Source organism: Enterobacter sp. CPE_E863 (genome assembly GCF_046521465.1).
Classification (GTDB): Bacteria; Pseudomonadota; Gammaproteobacteria; order Enterobacterales; family Enterobacteriaceae; genus Enterobacter; species Enterobacter adelaidei.
The window spans coordinates 1,844,686-1,865,532 of record NZ_JBKFZX010000001.1; the positions used below are offsets into that span (position 1 = coordinate 1,844,686).

At 54.6% G+C, this 20,847-nt stretch carries 18 protein-coding genes; 5 read left to right on the forward strand and 13 right to left on the reverse strand.

Annotated features, from left to right (window positions below; genetic code table 11):
- Nucleotides 1–22 precede the first annotated feature (22 nt).
- A complete protein-coding gene (gene fumA, locus ACLHV8_RS09120) occupies nt 23–1,669 on the forward strand; it encodes a class I fumarate hydratase FumA (RefSeq protein WP_028017321.1) in 1,647 nt (548 codons plus the stop codon).
- A 139-nt stretch (nt 1,670–1,808) separates the two neighbouring features.
- Complete coding sequence (gene fumC / locus ACLHV8_RS09125) at nt 1,809–3,203, forward strand: class II fumarate hydratase (protein ID WP_208593928.1); 1,395 nt, start codon at nt 1,809–1,811, stop codon at nt 3,201–3,203.
- On the opposite strand, the gene tus is transcribed toward fumC, so the two are convergent.
- The 3 genes from tus to rstA form a co-directional block, all read right to left on the reverse strand.
- Nucleotides 3,204–4,133 carry a DNA replication terminus site-binding protein gene (gene tus / locus ACLHV8_RS09130; protein ID WP_128347944.1) on the reverse strand — a complete coding sequence of 310 codons (930 nt, stop codon included), beginning with the start codon at nt 4,131–4,133 and terminating at the stop codon, nt 3,204–3,206.
- 73 nt (nt 4,134–4,206) lie between these two features.
- The gene (rstB, locus tag ACLHV8_RS09135; protein ID WP_028017324.1) at nt 4,207–5,505 is read right to left on the reverse strand and encodes a two-component system sensor histidine kinase RstB; all 1,299 of its coding nucleotides are present in this window, start codon (nt 5,503–5,505) and stop codon (nt 4,207–4,209) included.
- 24 nt (nt 5,506–5,529) lie between these two features.
- The gene (gene rstA / locus ACLHV8_RS09140) at nt 5,530–6,246 is read right to left on the reverse strand and encodes a two-component system response regulator RstA (protein WP_028017325.1); all 717 of its coding nucleotides are present in this window, start codon (nt 6,244–6,246) and stop codon (nt 5,530–5,532) included.
- Nucleotides 6,247–6,378: 132 nt separating this feature from the next.
- On the opposite strand from rstA, the gene ACLHV8_RS09145 reads away from it, so the two are divergent.
- On the forward strand, nt 6,379–6,714 hold the full coding sequence (locus ACLHV8_RS09145) for a GlpM family protein (RefSeq protein WP_028017326.1): 336 nt from the start codon (nt 6,379–6,381) through the stop codon (nt 6,712–6,714).
- On the opposite strand, the gene folM is transcribed toward ACLHV8_RS09145, so the two are convergent.
- The 3 genes from folM to ydgH form a co-directional block, all read right to left on the reverse strand.
- Nucleotides 6,711–7,433, reverse strand: coding sequence for a dihydromonapterin reductase (gene folM, locus ACLHV8_RS09150; RefSeq protein WP_208593929.1), 723 nt, complete (start codon nt 7,431–7,433; stop codon nt 6,711–6,713). The genes ACLHV8_RS09145 and folM overlap by 4 nt on opposite strands.
- 39 nt (nt 7,434–7,472) lie before the next feature.
- The gene (locus tag ACLHV8_RS09155; RefSeq protein WP_028017328.1) at nt 7,473–8,855 is read right to left on the reverse strand and encodes an amino acid permease; all 1,383 of its coding nucleotides are present in this window, start codon (nt 8,853–8,855) and stop codon (nt 7,473–7,475) included.
- A gap of 185 nt (nt 8,856–9,040) precedes the next feature.
- On the reverse strand, nt 9,041–9,985 hold the full coding sequence (ydgH, locus tag ACLHV8_RS09160; protein WP_028017329.1) for a DUF1471 family protein YdgH: 945 nt from the start codon (nt 9,983–9,985) through the stop codon (nt 9,041–9,043).
- A 535-nt stretch (nt 9,986–10,520) separates the two neighbouring features.
- On the opposite strand from ydgH, the gene pntA reads away from it, so the two are divergent.
- On the forward strand, nt 10,521–12,050 hold the full coding sequence (pntA, locus tag ACLHV8_RS09165) for a Re/Si-specific NAD(P)(+) transhydrogenase subunit alpha (RefSeq protein ID WP_049006288.1): 1,530 nt from the start codon (nt 10,521–10,523) through the stop codon (nt 12,048–12,050).
- Between the two features lie 10 nt (nt 12,051–12,060).
- Nucleotides 12,061–13,449: a Re/Si-specific NAD(P)(+) transhydrogenase subunit beta gene (pntB, locus tag ACLHV8_RS09170; protein WP_028017331.1), complete on the forward strand. Its 1,389-nt coding sequence runs from the start codon at nt 12,061–12,063 to the stop codon at nt 13,447–13,449.
- 57 nt (nt 13,450–13,506) lie between these two features.
- On the opposite strand, the gene uspE is transcribed toward pntB, so the two are convergent.
- The 7 genes from uspE to ACLHV8_RS09205 all read right to left on the reverse strand — a co-directional run bounded on the left by uspE (nt 13,507) and on the right by ACLHV8_RS09205 (nt 20,682).
- Nucleotides 13,507–14,457: a universal stress protein UspE gene (uspE, locus tag ACLHV8_RS09175; protein ID WP_028017332.1), complete on the reverse strand. Its 951-nt coding sequence runs from the start codon at nt 14,455–14,457 to the stop codon at nt 13,507–13,509.
- Between the two features lie 109 nt (nt 14,458–14,566).
- Nucleotides 14,567–14,761, reverse strand: coding sequence for a hypothetical protein (locus tag ACLHV8_RS09180; RefSeq protein WP_008500541.1), 195 nt, complete (start codon nt 14,759–14,761; stop codon nt 14,567–14,569).
- A gap of 135 nt (nt 14,762–14,896) precedes the next feature.
- Complete coding sequence (fnr, locus tag ACLHV8_RS09185; protein ID WP_006174991.1) at nt 14,897–15,649, reverse strand: fumarate/nitrate reduction transcriptional regulator Fnr; 753 nt, start codon at nt 15,647–15,649, stop codon at nt 14,897–14,899.
- A 183-nt stretch (nt 15,650–15,832) separates the two neighbouring features.
- A complete protein-coding gene (gene ogt, locus ACLHV8_RS09190; RefSeq protein WP_208593931.1) occupies nt 15,833–16,348 on the reverse strand; it encodes a methylated-DNA--[protein]-cysteine S-methyltransferase in 516 nt (171 codons plus the stop codon).
- A 10-nt stretch (nt 16,349–16,358) separates the two neighbouring features.
- On the reverse strand, nt 16,359–17,885 hold the full coding sequence (gene abgT, locus ACLHV8_RS09195) for a p-aminobenzoyl-glutamate transporter (RefSeq protein WP_410376865.1): 1,527 nt from the start codon (nt 17,883–17,885) through the stop codon (nt 16,359–16,361).
- Between the two features lie 41 nt (nt 17,886–17,926).
- Nucleotides 17,927–19,372, reverse strand: coding sequence for a M20 family metallopeptidase (locus tag ACLHV8_RS09200; protein WP_208593932.1), 1,446 nt, complete (start codon nt 19,370–19,372; stop codon nt 17,927–17,929).
- Nucleotides 19,372–20,682 (reverse strand): M20 family metallo-hydrolase, encoded by a 1,311-nt coding sequence (locus ACLHV8_RS09205; RefSeq protein WP_208593933.1) that lies wholly within the window; start codon nt 20,680–20,682, stop codon nt 19,372–19,374. Before ACLHV8_RS09205 ends, ACLHV8_RS09200 begins: the two co-directional genes overlap by 1 nt.
- Nucleotides 20,683–20,847 lie beyond the last annotated feature (165 nt).

Genomic DNA, 20,847 nt, shown 5'->3' on the forward strand with positions numbered 1-20,847 from the left:
TGAAGCAGTAAGTGAGAGAACAATGTCGAATAAACCCTTTCATTATCAGGATCCTTTCCCGCTGAGTAAGGATCAGACCGAGTATTACCTGTTAACCCGCGATCACGTTTCCGTCTCTGAGTTTGAAGGACAGGAGATCCTCAAGGTCGATCCGCAGGCGCTGACGCTGCTGGCGCAGCATGCGTTCCACGACGCTTCGTTTATGCTCCGTCCCGCGCATCAGCAGCAGGTTGCCGATATCCTGAGCGACCCGCAGGCCAGCGAGAACGATAAATACGTTGCCCTGCAGTTCCTGCGTAACTCCGATATCGCAGCCAAAGGCGTTCTGCCGACCTGTCAGGACACCGGCACGGCAATCATTGTCGGTAAAAAAGGCCAGCGCGTCTGGACCGGCGGTGGTGACGAAGCGGCGCTGGCGCACGGCGTCTACAACACCTACACCGAAGATAACCTGCGCTATTCGCAAAACGCGGCGCTGGATATGTACAAAGAGGTCAACACCGGTACCAACCTGCCTGCGCAGATTGACCTCTATACCGTAGACGGTGACGAGTACAAATTCCTCTGCATCGCCAAAGGCGGCGGTTCAGCCAACAAAACCTATCTCTACCAGGAAACCAAAGCGCTGCTCACCCCGGGCAAGCTTAAGAACTACCTGGTTGAGAAGATGCGCACCCTCGGCACCGCGGCGTGCCCGCCGTACCATATTGCCTTCGTGATCGGCGGTACCTCGGCTGAAAGCACGCTGAAGACCGTGAAACTGGCCTCAACCAAATACTACGATGGCCTGCCAACGGAAGGGAACGAGCACGGCCAGGCGTTCCGCGACGTGCAGCTTGAGCAAGAACTGCTGGAAGAAGCGCGTAATCTGGGCCTGGGTGCACAGTTTGGCGGTAAGTACTTTGCTCACGACGTGCGCGTGATCCGTCTGCCGCGTCACGGTGCATCCTGCCCGGTCGGGATGGGCGTGTCCTGCTCTGCGGATCGTAACATCAAGGCCAAGATCAACCGCGAAGGTGTGTGGATCGAAAAACTGGAAAACAACCCAGGTAAGTACATTCCGGAAGAACTGCGTAAAGCAGGTGAGGGTGAAGCGGTTCGCGTTGACCTGAACCGTCCGATGAAAGAGATCCTGGCACAGCTTTCGCAGTATCCGGTGTCGACGCGTCTCTCCCTGAACGGCACGATTATCGTCGGACGCGACATCGCGCACGCGAAGCTGAAAGAGCGTCTGGACAACGGCGAAGGGCTGCCGCAGTACATTAAAGATCACCCGATCTACTACGCAGGCCCGGCGAAAACGCCTGAAGGGTATGCTTCCGGTTCGTTAGGCCCAACCACGGCAGGCCGTATGGACTCGTACGTTGACCAGCTGCAGGCCAACGGCGGCAGCATGATCATGCTGGCGAAAGGCAACCGCAGCCAGCAGGTGACGGACGCCTGCCACAAGCACGGCGGCTTCTACCTCGGCAGCATCGGCGGCCCGGCAGCCGTGCTGGCGCAGGGCAGCATCAAGAGCCTGGAGTGTGTGGAATACCCGGAACTGGGTATGGAAGCGATCTGGAAAATTGAGGTGGAAGATTTCCCGGCGTTTATCCTCGTGGATGACAAAGGTAACGACTTCTTCAAACAGATCCAGTCTTCCCAGTGTTCGGCGTGTGTGAAGTAAGCTAAAACTCTGCCGGGTAGCGTCAGCGCCACCCGGCATAATAAAGAGCGCACAAAGCGCCATACAGTAATTCAGAAGCCATCAATACTTATCTCTTAAGCATGTGAGCAATCCCATCTTTGTTATCAAGGAGAAAGTAATGACAACGCATCGTCGCGAAACAGATTCTATGGGCGCGATCGACGTCCCGGCCGACAAACTTTGGGGCGCACAAACCCAACGCTCGCTGGAACACTTCCGCATCTCAACTGAGAAAATGCCCGTTTCGCTGATTCAGGCGCTGGCACTGACGAAACGCGCCGCAGCCAAAGTGAATCAGGACTTAGGGTTGCTGGCTTCAGAAAAAGCCTCGGCCATCATCAGCGCGGCTGATGAGGTGCTGGCAGGCAAGCACCCTGATGAATTCCCTCTGGCCATCTGGCAGACCGGTTCCGGCACGCAAAGCAACATGAACATGAACGAAGTGCTGGCAAACCGCGCAAGCGAGCTGCTGGGCGGCGTGCGTGGTATGGAGCGTAAGGTTCACCCGAATGATGACGTGAACAAGAGCCAAAGTTCGAACGACGTGTTCCCGACGGCAATGCACGTGGCGGCGGTCATCGCTATTCGCGAGCAGCTTATCCCGCAGCTCAACGTTCTGAAATCCACGCTCAACGAGAAAGCGCAGGCCTTCCGTGACATCGTCAAAATTGGCCGTACGCACCTGCAGGACGCCACGCCGCTGACGCTCGGCCAGGAGATTTCCGGCTGGGTCGCGATGCTGGAACATAACCTGAAGCATATTGAGTACAGCCTGCCGCATCTGGCGGAGCTGGCGCTCGGCGGGACGGCGGTCGGGACCGGGTTAAATACCCATCCTGAATACGCGGTGCGCGTGGCGGAGGAGCTGGCAAACATCACCGGGCAGCCGTTCGTTACGGCACCCAATAAGTTCGAAGCGCTGGCGACCTGCGATGCGCTGGTTCATACCCACGGCGCGCTGAAAGGGCTGGCGGCCTCGCTGATGAAAATTGCCAACGACGTACGCTGGCTGGCTTCGGGTCCGCGTTGCGGTATTGGTGAAATCAGCATCCCGGAAAACGAGCCGGGCAGCTCCATCATGCCGGGTAAAGTGAACCCGACCCAGTGCGAAGCCATGACTATGCTTTGCTGTCAGGTGATAGGCAACGACGTGGCCGTTAACATGGGAGGCGCATCCGGCAACTTCGAGCTGAACGTCTATCGTCCAATGGTGATCCACAACGTTCTGCAATCCATTCGGCTGCTGGCGGACGGGATGGAAAGCTTTAACGAGCACTGTGCGGTAGGTATTGAGCCAAACCGCGAGCGCATCAGCCAGTTGCTCAACGAGTCTTTGATGCTGGTGACGGCGCTCAATACCCATATCGGCTACGATAAAGCCGCCGAGATTGCCAAAAAAGCGCATAAAGAGGGGCTGACGCTGAAAGCCTCCGCCCTGGCGCTGGTCTACCTGACGGAGGCGGAGTTCGACGCCTGGGTTCGTCCGGAAGCGATGGTCGGCAGCCTGAAATAATCATCCCGCCACATACAGGTGCAGCCGCGGAATAATCAGCTGTAGCGGCTGCGCCTGAGGTCTGTAACGGTGCTGGATATTTTCAGCATCGTAATTCAGAAGTTCACCGATATCCGGCACGATAGCACCCTGATCGGCATCGTAAAGCGCAATCAGCGGTGTCGGACAGGCATACTGCACCTGTTTCTGTTGACCGGAATACCAGACGCGGGCGATAGGCTGGACCTTCACCGGGCGCTTTATTTTGAGGCGCGTGTCCGCCGGTAGCGAGGCGATGCTGTGATACTCCTGCTCCAGGCGTTCAATCCACTGTTCCCGCGACCACGGTGCCACGGTGCGCGGCGTCTTCAGACTTTTTTCCAGTTGCGCCAGAATCTCATCCTTGGTGAAGTTTTTAATGATGTGCTTATTGGCCCAGCCGAAGCGCAGCGTGGCGGGATGACGCAATACCGTCAGCGTGCGGTAGGCATTCAGGGTAATCAATCCAGGAAGCTGACGATGCACCCACTCGAACCGGGCAGCAGGGGCCAGGCCTGACTCTTCGGTGATGATCTTTTCAAATGCCGCTTTCAGAGTGTTGATATACGTAATCTGACCTTCCAGCGCTTCACGCGTTGTCGCATCGGTTTGCAGGCAGATCACGCCAGGCAGACGAACAGCCGCCTTACTGCTGCGTTGTTCTGACTGCTGCTGAATAAAAAGGTGACGATAATGTTTTAATGCCAGTTCAAATGCGGCTTTGCCGATGTGCTGTTTCACGTCGATGGTATCCAGCGGATCGTGTTCAGCCCCTTTGGCTACATCCGGTAGGGTAAAGACGCGCGCGGCCAGCAGGCGGCAGGTTTGCAAGCGTTCTGTCAGCGTAAGTAATTCATGTTCTATTTCGCGAAAGGTGCTGTTGAGCCTTTCGATGAGATCGTAAGTCGCCATAAATATACTCATTAGTTACAACATACTTATCATATAGCACAGCACGCCGGGTCAGGCCAGCGTGCGGTTTAAGTCAGGCAGGAACGGGAAGGGCGATGTTATGGTATACCGGCCAGCTAAAGCAGAAGCGCGCGCCACCGAGTTCGCTCTCCTCGCAATGCACCGTTCCGCCCATCGCCTGTGCGATAGAGTAGACAATCGCCAGCCCCAGGCCGCATCCGCCAGTGGCGCGATCGCGGCTGGGATCGAGACGCACAAACGGTTCAAACACCGTTTCTCGCGCTTCCGGGGCTATCCCCGGCCCGTCATCCTCCACCGTCAGACGAGCCTGATTGCCCTGTAAATCCAGTCCAATCTGCAATGTGCTTTCGCTGTAACGCATGGCGTTGTTGAGCAGGTTGTCCAGCACGCGCTCCATCAGGCGCATATCCAGAGCACCATAATCACCCGAGGTAACGCGGGTCAACAGCGTGCGTTGTGGGTTCACGCTCTGGACATCATCAATGTGAGTTTGCAGCCAGTCAGGCAGATCCGGCGTGCTGAGGTTCAGCTCGTTCTGCGGGCGGTCGAGGCGCGCGTAGGTCAGCAGCTCCTCAATCAGCGCTTCAAGCTGGCCAATATCGCGATTCAGAGCCTGAGATTCCGCTTCCGTCAGATTCTCGCTCATTTCAAGACGATAGCGCAGGCGAACCAGCGGCGTCCGCAGCTCGTGTGCAATCCCGTCGATCAACTGCTTCTTACTGGCGATTAGGGCATTGATGTTATCTGCCATCTGGTTAAAGGCCACGCCCAGACGTTCAAAGCTGGAACCGCTGTCGAAGTGAATACGTTCGGTAAAATGTCCCTCGCCAAAACGCTGTGCGGCGGATTCCAGTTTCAGCATGTCCTGCCAGTGTGGTCGCATCCAGATAAAAACCGGAAACGCGAGTGAAATGGCGATAAAGGCCATCAGCGCCATATCCAGCAGACGCATCTGGTGCAGATAATAGAGGTAGGGCACCGGCCCGACGGCCAACACGTAATGGCTGCGCGGAATACGCTGGATAAAGGTATATTTCTCATCCAGCGCGACAATGTCCCCGTCGCGCAGACGCTGCATGGCACGCGCGTCCAGATCGAAATCTTTCAACGGCTCAATGCGTAAATCAAACGACAGGTTCAGATCCAGCTCTTTCAGGGTCTTTGCCCAGTCGTGCGGTGGGATCTCTCTCAGCTCGCTGCGCATCAGATACAGCGAGCTTTTCATCAGGTCATCCAGCGACTGCCTGCCCGCACGTTCGGCGGTGAATTTATAGACCAGCCCGACCAGCATGGTCATCACCAGGAAGCAGACAAACAGCAGAAGATAAAACTGCACAAACAGCTTTTTCATTAACGATTCCGGATGATGAAATAATCAGGTTTCCCAGGCGTGCGGGGCAAACAGGTAACCCTTGTTACGCACGGTTTTAATGCGGTACGGCTCGGTGGCGTTATCCTGCAACTTTTTGCGCAGGCGCGATATCGCCACATCAACGCTGCGATCCATGCCGTCATAACTCACTCCGCGCAGGTTTTTCAGCAGCGCATCGCGATCCATGATTTGCCCGGCATGGGTCGCCAGCTCCCAAAGCAGGTCAAAATCGGCGGTCGAGAGCGCAATAAGCTCGTCGGAAAGCAGTACCTGACGGTTGATCGGATCAATGGAAAGCGTACCAAAACGCATCGCTTTGTGCGGCGTCAGTGACGGAGCAGGCGCCTCACGTTCGATGCTGGCGTGCTGGCGTAAATGAAGGCGCAGGCGCGCGAGCAAAACGGCAGGCGGTGTGGTTTTCAGAATGTAGTCATTGGCACCCATCTCAAGCGACAAAATATGGTTCATATCGCTGTCCAGCGAGGTGAGTAGTACGATAGGACCGTCCCAGCGGGCGCGTAGGTCGCGGCAGAGCGTCATGCCATCTTTTCCTGGCAACATGATATCCAGCAGTACCAGGTCCGGGTTTTCACGCACGACGACCTCTTCGGCGCGATCGCCACGAGGCTCAACAATGACGTCCATATCATGTTTACCCAGATAGGCGGCGATCAATTGCCCGACTTCGGGTTCGTCTTCAACATAAACAATCTTATTCATACAACGTCTGTTATCGTGAAAAATGTCAACATACACCGCAGAACCTTAACCTTCCATTAATCTTTCAAAATTAGCATCAGTTCCGTTATTCTGACTCATATTGTTACTTGATTGTTTCAGGAAAGAAAAAGTATGGGGCTGGTGATTAAAGCCGCGCTTGGGGCGCTGGTGGTGTTACTGATTGGCATTCTGGCAAAAACCAAAAATTATTATATTGCCGGGCTGATCCCACTCTTCCCGACTTTTGCGCTCATTGCGCACTATATTGTGGCCTCTGAACGGGGCACAGAAGCATTGCGAACGACCATCGTGTTTGGCATGTGGTCTATCATCCCGTATTTCCTCTACCTGTTATCGCTTTGGTATTTCACCGGTTTTCTGCGACTTCCCCTGGCGCTGAGCGGGGCAGTGGTCTGCTGGGGGCTCAGCGCCTGGGTATTAATCTTCTTCTGGAGTCGTTTTCACTAGCGCAGTGGTCGGCCTCCGTCCACGGCAAAGGTTCTGCCGGTAACGTAGCAACTGGTGAGCAGGTAATCCACAAGGTCGATCACCTCTTTTTCGCCTGGGGCGATTTTCATCAGCGACTTGTTCAGCGCCTGCTGGCGATACTCCGCATCATCGGTTTCGTTAAATAAAATCATTGCCGGAGCGATGGCATTTACCTTCACCTCGGGCGCGAGTTTGCGGGCAAACGAGCGCGTCATGTTATCCAGCGCGGCTTTACTGGCTGCATAGGCAATGTGCTTGTCGCTGCCACGCTCCACCACATAATCGGTGAAATGAATAATGTCACCCGCAGCATGCCCGTGGCCGCGCAGCAGATCCTGCAGCGCGTGATTAAGCAAATAGGGCGCATTAACGTGGATCTGTAACATGGCAGAGAGCGTTTCGCTGAGCGACGTGCCGGGCTTTTCGGCACACCAGGCACTGGCGTTATGGATAACGGCACGTAGCCCCGTCGTGATGGACTTCACCTTATCCGCAAAGGCCAGAATGCCTTCATCGGTTGAAAAATCCGCCTGAATGCAGACAGCTCCTGCTTTCCGTAATCCTTCGACAGAAGGATATTCAGTACGATAACTGACGATGACCGGATGGCGAAGGTTGAGAAAATGATGGGCAAGGGCGAGGCCGATACGTCGGCCTCCACCGGTAATCAGTATTGGGTGAAGCTGTTCATTTCCCATCGTATTCTCCTTTACAGTTCAACAATGGGAAAGGCGATGCTATCCCATTAACATCCAGGTTGCCGGTAAAGCTGCAACCAGTAACAGTCCGATTAAGGCCATCTCGCGGCGTTTAAGAGCGTTTTCCAGCTGATGCGTGCGGCGTGCATAGATAAACACCAGCAAACCCGGTGCATATAACACTACAGACAGCAGCAAATGCATAGGCCCGGAAGCATACAACAACCACAGACCGTAAATACAGGCTCCTACACCCACAACATAGTGCGCCGGGCGTGTGGCGATTTTTAACAAATATGCGCCCACTAAGAAATAGGGTACCAGAATCATCTCGGAGGCGATGGTCAGCAGAGTGTTATAGTCAGAACCTGTGAGCCAGATCAGCACCAGACAGACCTGCACGCTGATGTTAGTCAGCCAGAGTGACGCGGACGGCGCACTGTTTTTGTTCTGACGGGCAAACAGGCGTGGAAACGCCTTATGCGTAGAGGCCAGAAACGGGACTTCAGCGGCCATGATGGTCCAGCTCAGGTAAGCGCCACAGACGGAGATGATCAGCCCCGCAGCAATCACCACATCGCCCCAGGGACCGAGCATTTTCACCATCAGCCCTGCCATTGATGGGTTACGCATTCCGGCCAGCTCAGGACGTGCTACCACGCCCAGAGACAGCAGCGTCACCAGCAGATAGACCCCCAGCGCGGCCAGTACGGCCAGCAAAGTTGCACGGCCCACATCGCGTTTATTGCGTGCCCGGGCGGAAACCACGACCGCGCCTTCAACACCGATAAACACCCACAGGGTGATGAGCATCGTGTTTTTCACCTGCTCCCAGACAGGTACGCCCAGCGCAACGCCGGTGAAATCGAGCTTAAATACGTCCATACGGAACGCAATAAAGGCCAGCACGATAAACAGACCAAGCGGGACCAGCTTCGCGAGGGTTGCCACAAGGTTAATACTGGCTGCTGTTTGTACGCCACGTAAAACCAGCCAGTGAACGAACCACAGCAGTACCGAGGCACCCACAATAGACTGCCAGGTGTTACCATCGCCAAAGAGACGCAGCTCAGGCGTGTCGGTAAAGAAACTCAGCGCCGAGAAGACGATCACCAGATAGGAGACGTTGGCGATAACCGCGCATAACCAGTATCCCCATGCGGAGCAGAAGCCAATCAGCTCACCAAAACCTTCACGTGCATAGGTGAAAATACCGCCGTCCAGATCAGGTCGGATGCGGGTCAGCAGCAACATTGCGAACGCCAGCAGCAATATTCCAACGCCGGTGATACCCCAGCCAATGAGGAGTGCGGCTGGGCTTGCCACCGCCGCCATGTTCTGCGGTAAACTGAATACGCCCGCGCCCAGCATTGAGCTTAAAACGAGTGCAGTCAGAGCACTCAGGCCAAGTTTCTTTTCCATTGGCTTCCTGTTATGAAAAGTCCAAATCCAGAATAATTATTTCGCACAGGCGCATAAAAATGGTGGATCACACTAAGGCGCGGGATTTTACGGAGTGTAACGAAAGCATGCAATGACGTGTGGCAGAAATTCAAAAAAAGTAACAAAAAAAGGCGGCATTGCGCCGCCTTTGATCAATGATTTTGTTACTTGTAGAGATCGGCGCTGATCGTCACGTTGTTGCCACGTTCCTGCCACTGGCGGGTGATGTGGTAGTATTTCGCGCCTTTCTTCGCCGCACGCTTCGCGACCTGATAAGAAACTTCCGTCATGTTGCCGTAGTTGCCGGTAAACTTGATGCTGTCGAACGGCACCATCTGTGCAGCAGTGGCGTTGTTCAGCTCTTCAATTTTGGTACCGTCTGGCAGCGTCACGGAATAACGGCCACCTTTCGTGGATTGCGTTTCGAAGAAACGACCCACTTCAGCGCTTGGTGCAGCAGAGGTTGCTACGCCAGGAATTTCAACTTTCTTCGCTGCCTCACCGCCCTTCGCTATCGCCGCGCGGCCTGCTTCGGAATCAGCCGGGATAACATCCGGGCTTTGCAGAACACGTTTTTTCGCATCTTCTTTATAAATGAACGCGGTAATGCGCTGGTTGCCGCCTTGGTTAGCATCCACCTGACGCACGATATAGAAAGAGTATGCCCCTTTCTCTTTCGCCGCTTTGGTGATGGCATCGTTCACTTCAGGCTGGCTGCGATAGAAGCCCTGAACGGTGACGGTGTCATAAGGTTCCAATGCGATCGCTTGATCTTTTGGCAGTTCAACGATGCCATTAATCACGCGATTTTTCGGTGCATCAGCTTTTGGTGCATTGTCTTTGAACAGCGCAATCGTTACGCGCTGATTACCGCTGTTGCCATAATCAGACTGGTCAACGACGTAAAACGAGGCCGCACCATTTTTATCGGCGGCTTTTGATGCGGCGGCGACGGCATCGCCAATGGAATTGTAACGACCCACAATGACCGTATGGTCAAAAGGTTTTAACGCTGCCGCTTGCTCCGGCGTTAACTCTGTTGCGGCATTCGCAGACAGGGCGGTCGCACAGAGAAGTGCGGACGCCAGGAGTGTGTTCTTAAGCTTCATAAAAATAATCCTTCGCCTTGCGCAAACCATGTACTGGTATTGTTGTTAATTTGAGACGGTCCCGATTATGGCATTTAAAACCTGTCGCTGTCTGCGGCATTTTTCACTGCCAGTGCTTACTGAATCACCGAATTCGATAACATTTAGTGATATGTTGAAAAAACAGACGTTTGACAAGTAAAACTGATAAAGCTTATGACTTTCACAAGTTAATTTAATGTTAATAACTTGTTCTCTTATGGCGCTATATCATGTTTTTACCGCTTCGTTTGCGCGATTTATCGGCTTTGACGATGAATTTAAGGTAAATATCACTGTCAGTGACGCCGATCGCTTATTTTTCACAGATAAAGTAAGAAATAGTGTTTTCTGGCGGTAGATCACGGGCGCTATTTTCAGTAGGTTATAGACAGTTTGTTACTGTTTTATTTTCCGGGGTTAATCATATCTCGTCGCTATTGTGATGGCGAAAATTGATACAAACCGCGGGCATTTATCGACAAACCATCATCAAAAACCGATGGAAGGGAAAACTATGCGTATTGGGGTACCAAAAGAACGGTTAGCCAATGAAACCCGCGTAGCGGCAACACCGAAAACGGTGGAGCAACTGCTTAAACTGGGTTTTACCGTCGCGGTTGAAAGCGGCGCAGGCAAACTGGCGAGTTTCGATGACGAAGCCTTCATCCAGGCTGGCGCGGAAGTGGTGGACAGTGCTGAAGTCTGGCAGTCACCGGTGATTCTGAAGGTGAACGCACCGGAAGAGAGTGAGATTGCGCTGCTCAATCCAGGTACGACGCTGGTGAGTTTCATCTGGCCTGCGCAAAATCCTGAGCTGATGGAGAAGCTGGCGGCACGTGGCGTGACCGTGATGGCCATGGATTCTGTGCCGCGTATTTCGCGTGCCCAGTCGCTGGATGCCTTAAGCTCCATGGCAAACATTGCCGGCTACCGCGCCATTGTTGAAGCGGCCCACGAATTTGGTCGCTTCTTTACCGGTCAAATCACTGCGGCGGGTAAAGTCCCTCCGGCGAAGGTGATGGTGATTGGCGCGGGCGTTGCGGGTCTTGCTGCAATCGGTGCAGCAAATAGCCTGGGGGCTATCGTGCGCGCGTTTGACACCCGTCCTGAGGTTAAGGAACAGGTTCAAAGTATGGGTGCCGAATTCCTTGAGCTGGACTTCAAGGAAGAAGCAGGCAGCGGCGATGGTTACGCGAAGGTGATGTCTGAAGCCTTTATCAAAGCCGAAATGGAACTCTTCGCTGCCCAGGCGAAAGATGTCGATATTATTGTCACCACTGCGCTTATCCCGGGTAAACCCGCGCCGAAGCTGATCACCCGTGAAATGGTAGATTCCATGAAGCCGGGCAGCGTGATTGTCGACCTGGCGGCGCAAAACGGCGGTAACTGTGAATATACCGTCCCGAATCAGGTGACCACGACCGCGAACGGCGTGAAGGTGATCGGTTATACCGATCTGCCAGGCCGTCTGCCAACGCAGTCTTCTCAGTTGTACGGCACCAACCTCGTTAACCTGCTGAAACTGCTCTGCAAAGAGAAAGATGGCAACGTCACCGTTGATTTCGACGATGTGGTCGTACGTGGCGTTACCGTGGTTCGTGAAGGTGAAATCACCTGGCCTGCGCCACCTATTCAGGTTTCTGCTCAGCCTCAGGCTGCACCGAAAGCGGCGCCAGAACCTAAAGAACCCGCCAAACCCGCTTCTCCATGGCGCAAATACGCGATCATGGCGCTGGCGATTATTCTGTTCGGCTGGCTGGCTAACGTTGCACCGAAAGAGTTCCTTGGCCACTTTACCGTCTTCGCGCTCTCCTGCGTGGTGGGTTACTACGTGGTGTGGAACGTTTCCCATGCCTTGCATACGCCACTGATGTCGGTCACCAACGCCATCTCGGGGATTATCGTGGTTGGGGCGTTACTGCAGATTGGTCACGGCGGCTGGATCAGCTTCCTGAGCTTTGTTGCGGTGTTGATCGCCAGTATCAATATTTTCGGTGGTTTCACCGTGACTCAGCGCATGCTGAAAATGTTTCGTAAAGGCTAAGGGGTAGCATATGTCTGGAGGATTAGTGACAGCCGCATACATTGTTGCTGCAATCCTGTTTATTTTCAGTCTGGCGGGGCTTTCCAAACACGAAACGTCTCAGCAGGGTAATAACTTTGGTATCGCCGGGATGGCGATTGCACTGATTGCCACCATCTTTGGGCCGGACACCGGCAACGTTGCGTGGATCCTGGTGGCGATGATCATCGGTGGTGCGATTGGTATTCGTCTGGCGAAACGCGTTGAAATGACCGAGATGCCGGAGCTGGTTGCGATTCTGCACAGCTTTGTCGGTCTGGCGGCGGTGCTGGTAGGCTTCAACAGCTACCTGTACCACACCCCGGGTCTGGAACCGATTCTGGTGAACATCCACCTGACGGAAGTGTTCCTCGGAATCTTCATCGGTGCGGTCACCTTCACCGGCTCCATTGTTGCGTTCGGTAAACTGCGCGGGAAGATCTCGTCTAAACCGCTGATGCTGCCAAACCGTCATAAGCTGAACCTGGCGGCGCTGGTGGTGTCGTTTGTGCTGCTGGTGGTCTTCGTGCGTACCGAAAGCGTGGGTCTGCAGGTACTGGCGTTGCTGGTGATGACCATCATTGCGCTGGCATTCGGCTGGCACCTGGTAGCCTCCATCGGTGGTGCGGATATGCCAGTGGTCGTCTCCATGCTGAACTCCTACTCCGGTTGGGCGGCTGCGGCGGCAGGTTTTATGCTGAGCAACGACCTGCTGATCGTCACCGGTGCGCTGGTGGGTTCTTCCGGTGCGATCCTGTCTTACATCATGTGTAAAGCGATGAACCGTTCGTTCATCAGCGTTATCGCCGGTGGGTTTGGTTCTGATGGTTCCTCGACGGGTTCTGACGAAGAAGTGGGTGAGCACCGCGAGATTAACGCGGAAGATACTGCTGATATGCTGAAAAACTCGCATTCAGTCATTATCACCCCAGGCTATGGCATGGCGGTAGCACAGGCTCAGTATCCGGTCGCGGAGATCACTGAGAAGCTGCGCGCGCGCGGGATCAAGGTTCGCTTTGGTATTCACCCGGTGGCAGGGCGTCTGCCTGGTCACATGAACGTACTGCTGGCGGAAGCGAAAGTGCCGTACGACATCGTGCTGGAAATGGATGAAATCAACGATGATTTCGCCGAGACCGACACCGTGCTGGTCATCGGTGCTAACGACACCGTTAACCCGGCGGCGCAGGACGATCCGCGTAGCCCAATCGCCGGTATGCCGGTTCTGGAAGTGTGGAAGGCGCAGAACGTCATTGTCTTCAAACGCTCCATGAACACTGGCTATGCCGGGGTTCAGAACCCGCTGTTCTTCAAAGAGAACACCCATATGCTGTTTGGCGACGCCAAAGCCAGCGTGGATGCGATTCTGAAAGCGCTGTAAGTTGTACTAAATGAAAAAGCCGCCAATTCTGGCGGCTTTTTTATCCCCAAACGCTGTTTAATCGTCTTCCGGGTCGTCCATCTCAACCGGCGTCTGGTACTCATCCGGTTTAATGACCAGCAGGTCACAACGCAGATGGTCGATCACCTGTTCGGCGGTATTGCCGAGGAATGCGGCAGAAATACCGGTTCGACCAATGGTGCCCAGCACGACAATCCCGGCCTGCAAATGTTCGGCTAAATCCGGGATAACCTCTTCAGGCAACCCTTTTTCCACGTGGGTCATTTTCTCATCAATGCTGAATTTCTGGCGCAGCGCTTTCATGGCTAACAGGTGCTGACCACGGATGGCGTCGTTATACACGCTCGGGTCAAATTCAGGCAGTTCAATGGCGATATTGATAGGCGTCACCGGATACGCGCCAACCAGATGCACTTCGGTGTGATTGACCTGTTCAGCGAGCTGGATTGTCTCCTTAACCAGCTTCTCGTTCAGCGCATTGTGGTAATCCTCTTCGCTGGCGAGATTGACTGCCACGACGGCCTTACCGCCTTCAGGCCACGGCTGGTCTTTCACCATCCAGACCGGGCAAGGGCATTTACGCAGCAGATGCCAGTCGGTAGGGGTGAAGATCACGGATTCCAGCTTGTCGTGCTGGTGCGCCATCTTCAGCAGCAGGTCATGCTCACCGGCAACGACTTCCTGGATAATGGCTTCGAAAGGTCGGTTATGCCAGACCACCTTAATATCAATAGGAACTCCCGCTTCCAGGTAATACTTCGCCTGTTCGCGGATCCACGCGGTACGCTGGCTGATCACTCCCTGACGCATAGCGGTGCGCTCGTCAGGCGACAGAAGGGTGGTCATCTCATATGAGAAGTCATAGATCGGCAAAAACGCTTTGATTTTGCCACCAATCCGTTGATGTAAATACACAGCACGTCGTAATGCCGGCTGATCGTCCTGATTCGGATCGATAGCTACCAGCATGTTTTGATACTTTGCCATACAGGTCTCCTTACTACTGTCACCACAGTCTGTAATTAAAAGAGTAACCTATATATCCTGAATGAAACAGGGGGGAGGTTTTGCCAGATCAATAATTCATGAAAAATTATCAGAGGAAAAGAACGGTCGTTGTCACCGCAATAAATGCAATAAACAGCAACACCATCACTGCTATCGCAAAGGTCGTGGAATCCTGAACGTAGGTTTTTTCCTCCCCCTTCATCGGGCCGACAAGCATGATCCAGATGAAGATAAAGGTCACTGAGGCAATCACGACTGAAACGAAAAATAAACTTTCTCTCAATTCATAACCTCAACGAGAACCTTTTGGGCGCTGTGTGGGGACGTGCTACGGTGAAAATGTCAGATAACGGAAGTGTTAATATGCCAGACCAATAAATCAAGAAAATTTATTGGTCTGGCAATATACATATGGGCTTTATGCCACGTTACGGGCGTGCCCGGCAAGAACGGCCAGTGCTTCGCCGTTTTCGATCGTGATGTATTTACCCTTAACAGCCAGCATACCGCTTTTCTGGAAACGGCCCAGCAGACGGCTGATGGTTTCCACGGTCAGGCCCAGGTAGTTGCCGATATCGCCACGCGTCATGGTCAGACGGAATTCGCGTGGAGAGAAACCACGCTCAGCGAAGCGACGGGAGAGGTTGTAGATAAACGCAGCCAGGCGCTCTTCTGCATTCTTTTTGGAAAGCAGCAGGATCATGTCCTGATCGCCTTTGATCTCACCGCTCATCAGGCGCATCATCTGCTGACGCAAATTAGGCATTTTTCCGGACAGGTCATCCAGAGTTTCAAATGGGATTTCGCAAACCATAGAGGTTTCAAGCGCCTGAGCAAAGCTCGGGTGGTGGCCAGTGCCGATGGCATCAAAGCCAACCAGGTCACCCGCCAGATGGAAGCCGGTGATCTGCTCATCACCCTGTTCGGTGATGGTGTAGCTCTTGATGGTGCCAGAACGGATAGCATAGAGCGATTTCAGTTCGTCTCCCGCTTTAAACAGCGTCTGCCCTTTCTGAATAGGCTTTTTGCGCTCGATGATATTATCAAGCTGATCAAGTTCATGCTCATTCAGGGTAAACGGGATACAGAGCTGGCTGATGCTGCAATCCTGGCAATGGATAGCACAACCGCCAGACTGAATGCGTCGTATAATTCGCTTTTCCGGGATCATAGGTTTGCTCAAGCCTTAATTGATATTGGTCAATTTTAACATCTTTTTGGTAAGTACGTAAGCCTGGCAAACTCTCAATAAGAACAAGAGACGGCAATGCGCTGCCATCTCCTTGAAATTCCACAGCTTGATTATGGATTTTTAGCCTAACCGGTAGAAAATTAAGCACAAAAAGCCTGGGATTTACAGCAGAAGATACCCTTCGTGACGCAGTAACCACTCTTTGCGCTGTACGCCTCCGGCATACCCCGTCATGGTGCCGTTGCGGCCAATCACTCGATGGCAGGGCACCACGATGCTGACCGGGTTGGAGCCATTCGCGGCACCCACTGCGCGTGCCGCCCCGGCGCGGCCTAACTGCTCCGCGAGCTGGCCATAATGCATGACCTGTCCGCACGGGATAGTCCGCAGTGCTTGCCACACTTCGCGCTGGAAAGGTGTTCCGGTCGTGGCGGTGGGTAGGGTGTCGATGCTGCTGAGATCGCCCTCAAAGTACGCCGCCAGCTTGTCGCTCAGTCCGCCCGGGTTGGTGGCGCGGATGCGTTCATACCCCTGTGAGCGGTAATGAATATCGAGCAGTTCTTCCATGCGATCGCTGTGCTCTTCCCACTCAACGGCACGCAGACAAAACTGCTCGTCCGCGATCACCCACAGCGGCCCAAGCGGCGTCGCAATCTTATCTTCGAGTAATCTCAGCATCCTCGTTCCTTTAGTTCAGCCTCGGGTGGATCCCCGGTCCAATTGGCAGGCCGACAAGATACCACGCCACCAGCATGACCAGCCATACTCCTAAAAAGATAAGCGGGTAGGGCAAAACCAGCGAATAGTAGGTACCCAGTTTGGCTTCAGGTTTATAGCGCTGCAGGAAGCCTAAAAACAGCGGAACAAACGGTGATACCGGCGCCAGCGGGATGACGGAGGAGTCAGCGATACGGAACAGGATCTGGGCAAATGCCGGGTGGAACCCCAGCATCATAAACATCGGCACGAAGATCGGGGCCAGAATTGACCAGATGGCCGATCCGCTGGCGATGAACATGCACAGCAGGGATGACAGTAGCGCCAGACCGACAAACGCCGGGACGCCGCTTAACCCGGCAGCCTCCAGCGCGTCGGTCAGGCCGACGGCCATAAATTTGCCCATATTGCTCCAGTTAAACATGGCGACGAACTGAGCCAGCGGGAAAACCATCACGATAAAGCCCGCCATCTCTTTCATCGGCTCGATCATCAGCTGCGGCAGATCGCCCTGACGGCGAATCTTGCCGGTAGCGATGCCGTAGGCGAGCGACACGACAAAGAAAAACAGAATAATTAGCGGCACAATGCCCTGAATAAACGGTGAGGGAAGAACGGTATGTTTAACCGGATCGCGCAGAATACCGTTTTCCGGCACCACCATCAGCGCCACCAGCGCGATAAAGGCCAGCGAGACCACGCCCGCCACGCGCAGGCCGAAGCGCTGTTCTTTGCTCAGGGTTTCCAGCTTTTCATCGCTGCGACCTTCCCATTTTCCCAGACGCGGTTCGATGATCTTATCGGTTATCAGCCCGCCGACAATCGTCAGGACAATGACCGAGCTTGCCATAAAGTACCAGTTATCGATGACGCTGACATGCATCGCGGGGTCGATAGTTTTCGCCGCCTCCGTACTGATGCCCGAGAGCAGTACGTCGGTAGTGACAATCAGCAGATTGGCGGTAAAACCGCACCCGACACCCGCAATTGCCGACAGCAGACCCGCTACAGGGTGACGTCCGACTGCGAGGAAAATCAGCGCGCCCATGGGCGGCATAATGACCAGCGCAGCATCGGAAGAGATATGGCTGAAGAAGGCGATAAACAGCACCATATAGCTGGCGTAACGTGCGCTGACGTGAGAGGCCATTTTCACCATCAGGGCCGGTAACAGTCCCACGCGTTCCGCGAGCCCTGCACCCAGAACCAGCGCCAGAATGGCACCAAGCGGGGCGAAACCGCTGAAGTTTTTGATGACGTTGGGTAAAAACCAATGCAGCCCGTCAACGCTGAGCAGGTTTTTTACCGCCACCAGGCTGCCGTCAGCCGGGCTGCGCACGCTCACGTCAAAGGCGGAGAGCACGGCAGTGGCGACCATTAAAATCAGAATCAGATAGATAAACAGCAGGAAAGGGTGCGGTACTTTATTGCCGATCCTTTCAACCCAGCCATAGAGCTTACCGGATGGGGAATGCGAAGGTATGGATGACATACTCATGGGCGTTCCTCGTGACTATTGTGTTGTTGTGTTGTGTTTTTTTATTTTAAAGGTGACGGTGTCACACCTTGTGGGATCGGACACACGTACGGTTTTTCTTGTATTTGTTGTTCGAACTCTTCACGGCATTTTTTCAGCAGCACCGCGTCCTGCAGCAGATTGAGTGCGGTCGCACCCATCACTTTTCCGGCCAGCAGCATGCCTTTATGGGCAATGGAGGTACGACCCTGAGCGACCAGTTGCCAGGTGTGCAGCGGCGTGCCGACGGTAAAGCAGGGGCTGAAGCACTGTGCAACGGGCATTTTCCAGCTGACGTCGCCCACGTCGGTTGAACCCGCCAGCACGTTGTCAGTAATGGCATACGGTGCGACTTCATCCACCAGCAGCGTCTCCTGATGGCGCCGGGCAAAGGCTTTACCGGCTTCCCCGCCTGTTGCAGCAATATTTTTCAGACTGTTTTGCAGATCGTTTGGCGTCAGCGTGGCGCGGATCTCGCGGGCAAAATCGCGCTCTTCGGTGGTCCATTCGGGCGTACCGTAGTGCTGCATTGCGCGATACATCGCCGCCTCGAGCGTACGGTTCGGCAGGTAGCTGGAGCAGGCTTTATCAAAGCGGCACTCGACGGTGGTTTCGGTCATCATCGCTGCGCCCTGGGCGATTTTCCCGATGCGTTCATAGATTTGTTGTGCGTCGGCCATCTCCGGAGCGCGGATCAGGTACAACACTTCGGCTTGCGCCTGCACCACGTTCGGTGAAATGCCCCCGGTGTCAGTAATGGCGTAATGGACGCGCGCTTTCTCAATGATGTGTTCGTTAAGGAAGTTGGTGCCAGTAGTCATCAGTGTTACGGCATCCAGCGCGCTGCGTCCAAGATGGGGAGAGTTGGCCGCATGCGCCGCCACGCCGTGAAAACGCCAGGCGGCCTGAATGTTGGCCAGCGTACTGACGTTAAACATGCCAGCAAACGCTTCCGGGTGCCAGGTGACGGCGGCATCGACGTCATCAAACAGACCCTCACGCACCATAAAGGTTTTTCCGGAGCCGCCTTCTTCACCGGGGCAGCCGTAAAAACGCACTGTTCCGCTACCACCGTGTTGTTCCAGCCAGCTTTTTACCGCCATTGCCCCCGCAAATGCTGCGGTACCTAAGAGATTATGCCCGCAGCCGTGGCCGTTAGCTCCCGGCGTGGCGGATTGCGCTGCTGCACAGTGCGCCTGCTGGCTTAAGCCGGCCAGCGCGTCGTATTCGCCCAGCAGAGCGATAACCGGTTTCCCGCTGCCGAAGCTGGCGATAAAGGCATTCGGAATGCCACCCGCTTCACGGGTTAGCGTGAAGCCTTCGGCCTCCAGCGCACTGGCGAGCCGTTCAGCTGACCAGAACTCTTCAAAACGCGTTTCGGGATGATCCCAAATCTCGTCGGCAATATCGGTTAACATCCGACATCGCGTGTCGATCGCATCGGCAATAAAAGCGTAGTTCTCCTGCATCACACACCTCGCGTCCACGGGAAATTAAGCGCAGTCCGCGCCAGCGTTTCGATGGCAACAGCCATTATCTGCTCATCAAAGTCGAATTTTTCATTGTGATGTCCGGCGCTCAAATTCGTGCCAAACACCATATATGACGCCATGCCGTCGTTCTGCTGCACGCGGGCCATCATTAACGTGGCGTCTTCGGAACCCGCCGGGGCTTTAACGTTATCAATGGCATGCACCACGCCGGACACCTGGCCTGCCTGCTCGCGCAGATAATCGACCCAGGCGGGGGTGGGGGCGCTGGAGGTGGCGGCTCCCATCAGGCGTATCTCGGCCGTCACGCCATAGAGTGCCGCCGCGCCGGTGATGACAGACTGTGCCCGTTCAAAGACATACTGATTAATGGCTTCGCTTTCGCCGCGGGTTTCAACCTTGATCATCGCATTGGCGGGCACCACGTTGCGTCCGCTGCCCGCCTGCATTACCCCAACGTTCACCCGGGATGCACCTTCGCTGTGCGGTGCAATGCTGTGCAAGGCGATGGCGGCTTGCGCCGCGGCGAGCAGAGCGTTACACCCATCCTCCGGTTTACCGCCTGCGTGTGCGGCAACGCCGGTAAAGTTCACGTCGAACTTGGTTGTCGCCATAAAGTTATCGCTGCCGCAGACAACCGTACCGGCAGGCACGCCGGTACCAATATGGATGGCCGTGAAATAGTCCACGTCGTCCAGCGCTCCGGCTGCGACCATGGCGCGTGCGCCGCGCGTCCCTTCTTCGGCAGGCTGGAAGATCAGTTTGAGGGTACCATTGAGTTGTGATTCACTCTGCTTAAGCACCTGTGCCAGTCCCAGACCAATGGTGGTATGGCCGTCGTGCGCGCAGGCGTGCATCATCCCAGGATTGCAGGAGGCAAATCCGTCGCGATACGGGCGGTGGCTGTCGTCGAGCGCTTCACTTAAATCAAGGGCATCCATGTCCACGCGAAACGCCAGAGTCGGCCCTGGTCGGCCGGTATTGAGGGTCGCTACAATCCCGGTAAATCCGCCTTCAAACGGCGCGAGCCATTTTTCAGGCGCGCCTTGTGCACGGGCTCGGTCAAACTCCCGCGCAAGGGTGTCGTCATCAGGCAGCCCCATACGGCTTTCGGCATCCACTACGTCGCGGCCCATCGCCAGTTCGTAACCCATTGAGTCAAGGATTTCCGCGACCTTCGCGGCGGTACGAAACTCCACCCAGCCGGATTCCGCAAAATGGTGAAAATCGCGACGCCATGCCCTTAGCTGCGGCGTTAATGTCTGGATGTATTGCGCCAGTGTGTCCATATCTGTTCCTGTTATCATTAAAATATGTGAACTGCTTCACGCTGTGATAGTTTTTACTTATCACTAACCGTTTTTTCACAGTTTTAACCGTTCAGGAATTACCCTCGCACATCCCTTTCTATTAAAGTAGATGACAGTTTCTTTACTCTGATAAACAACGGTTAT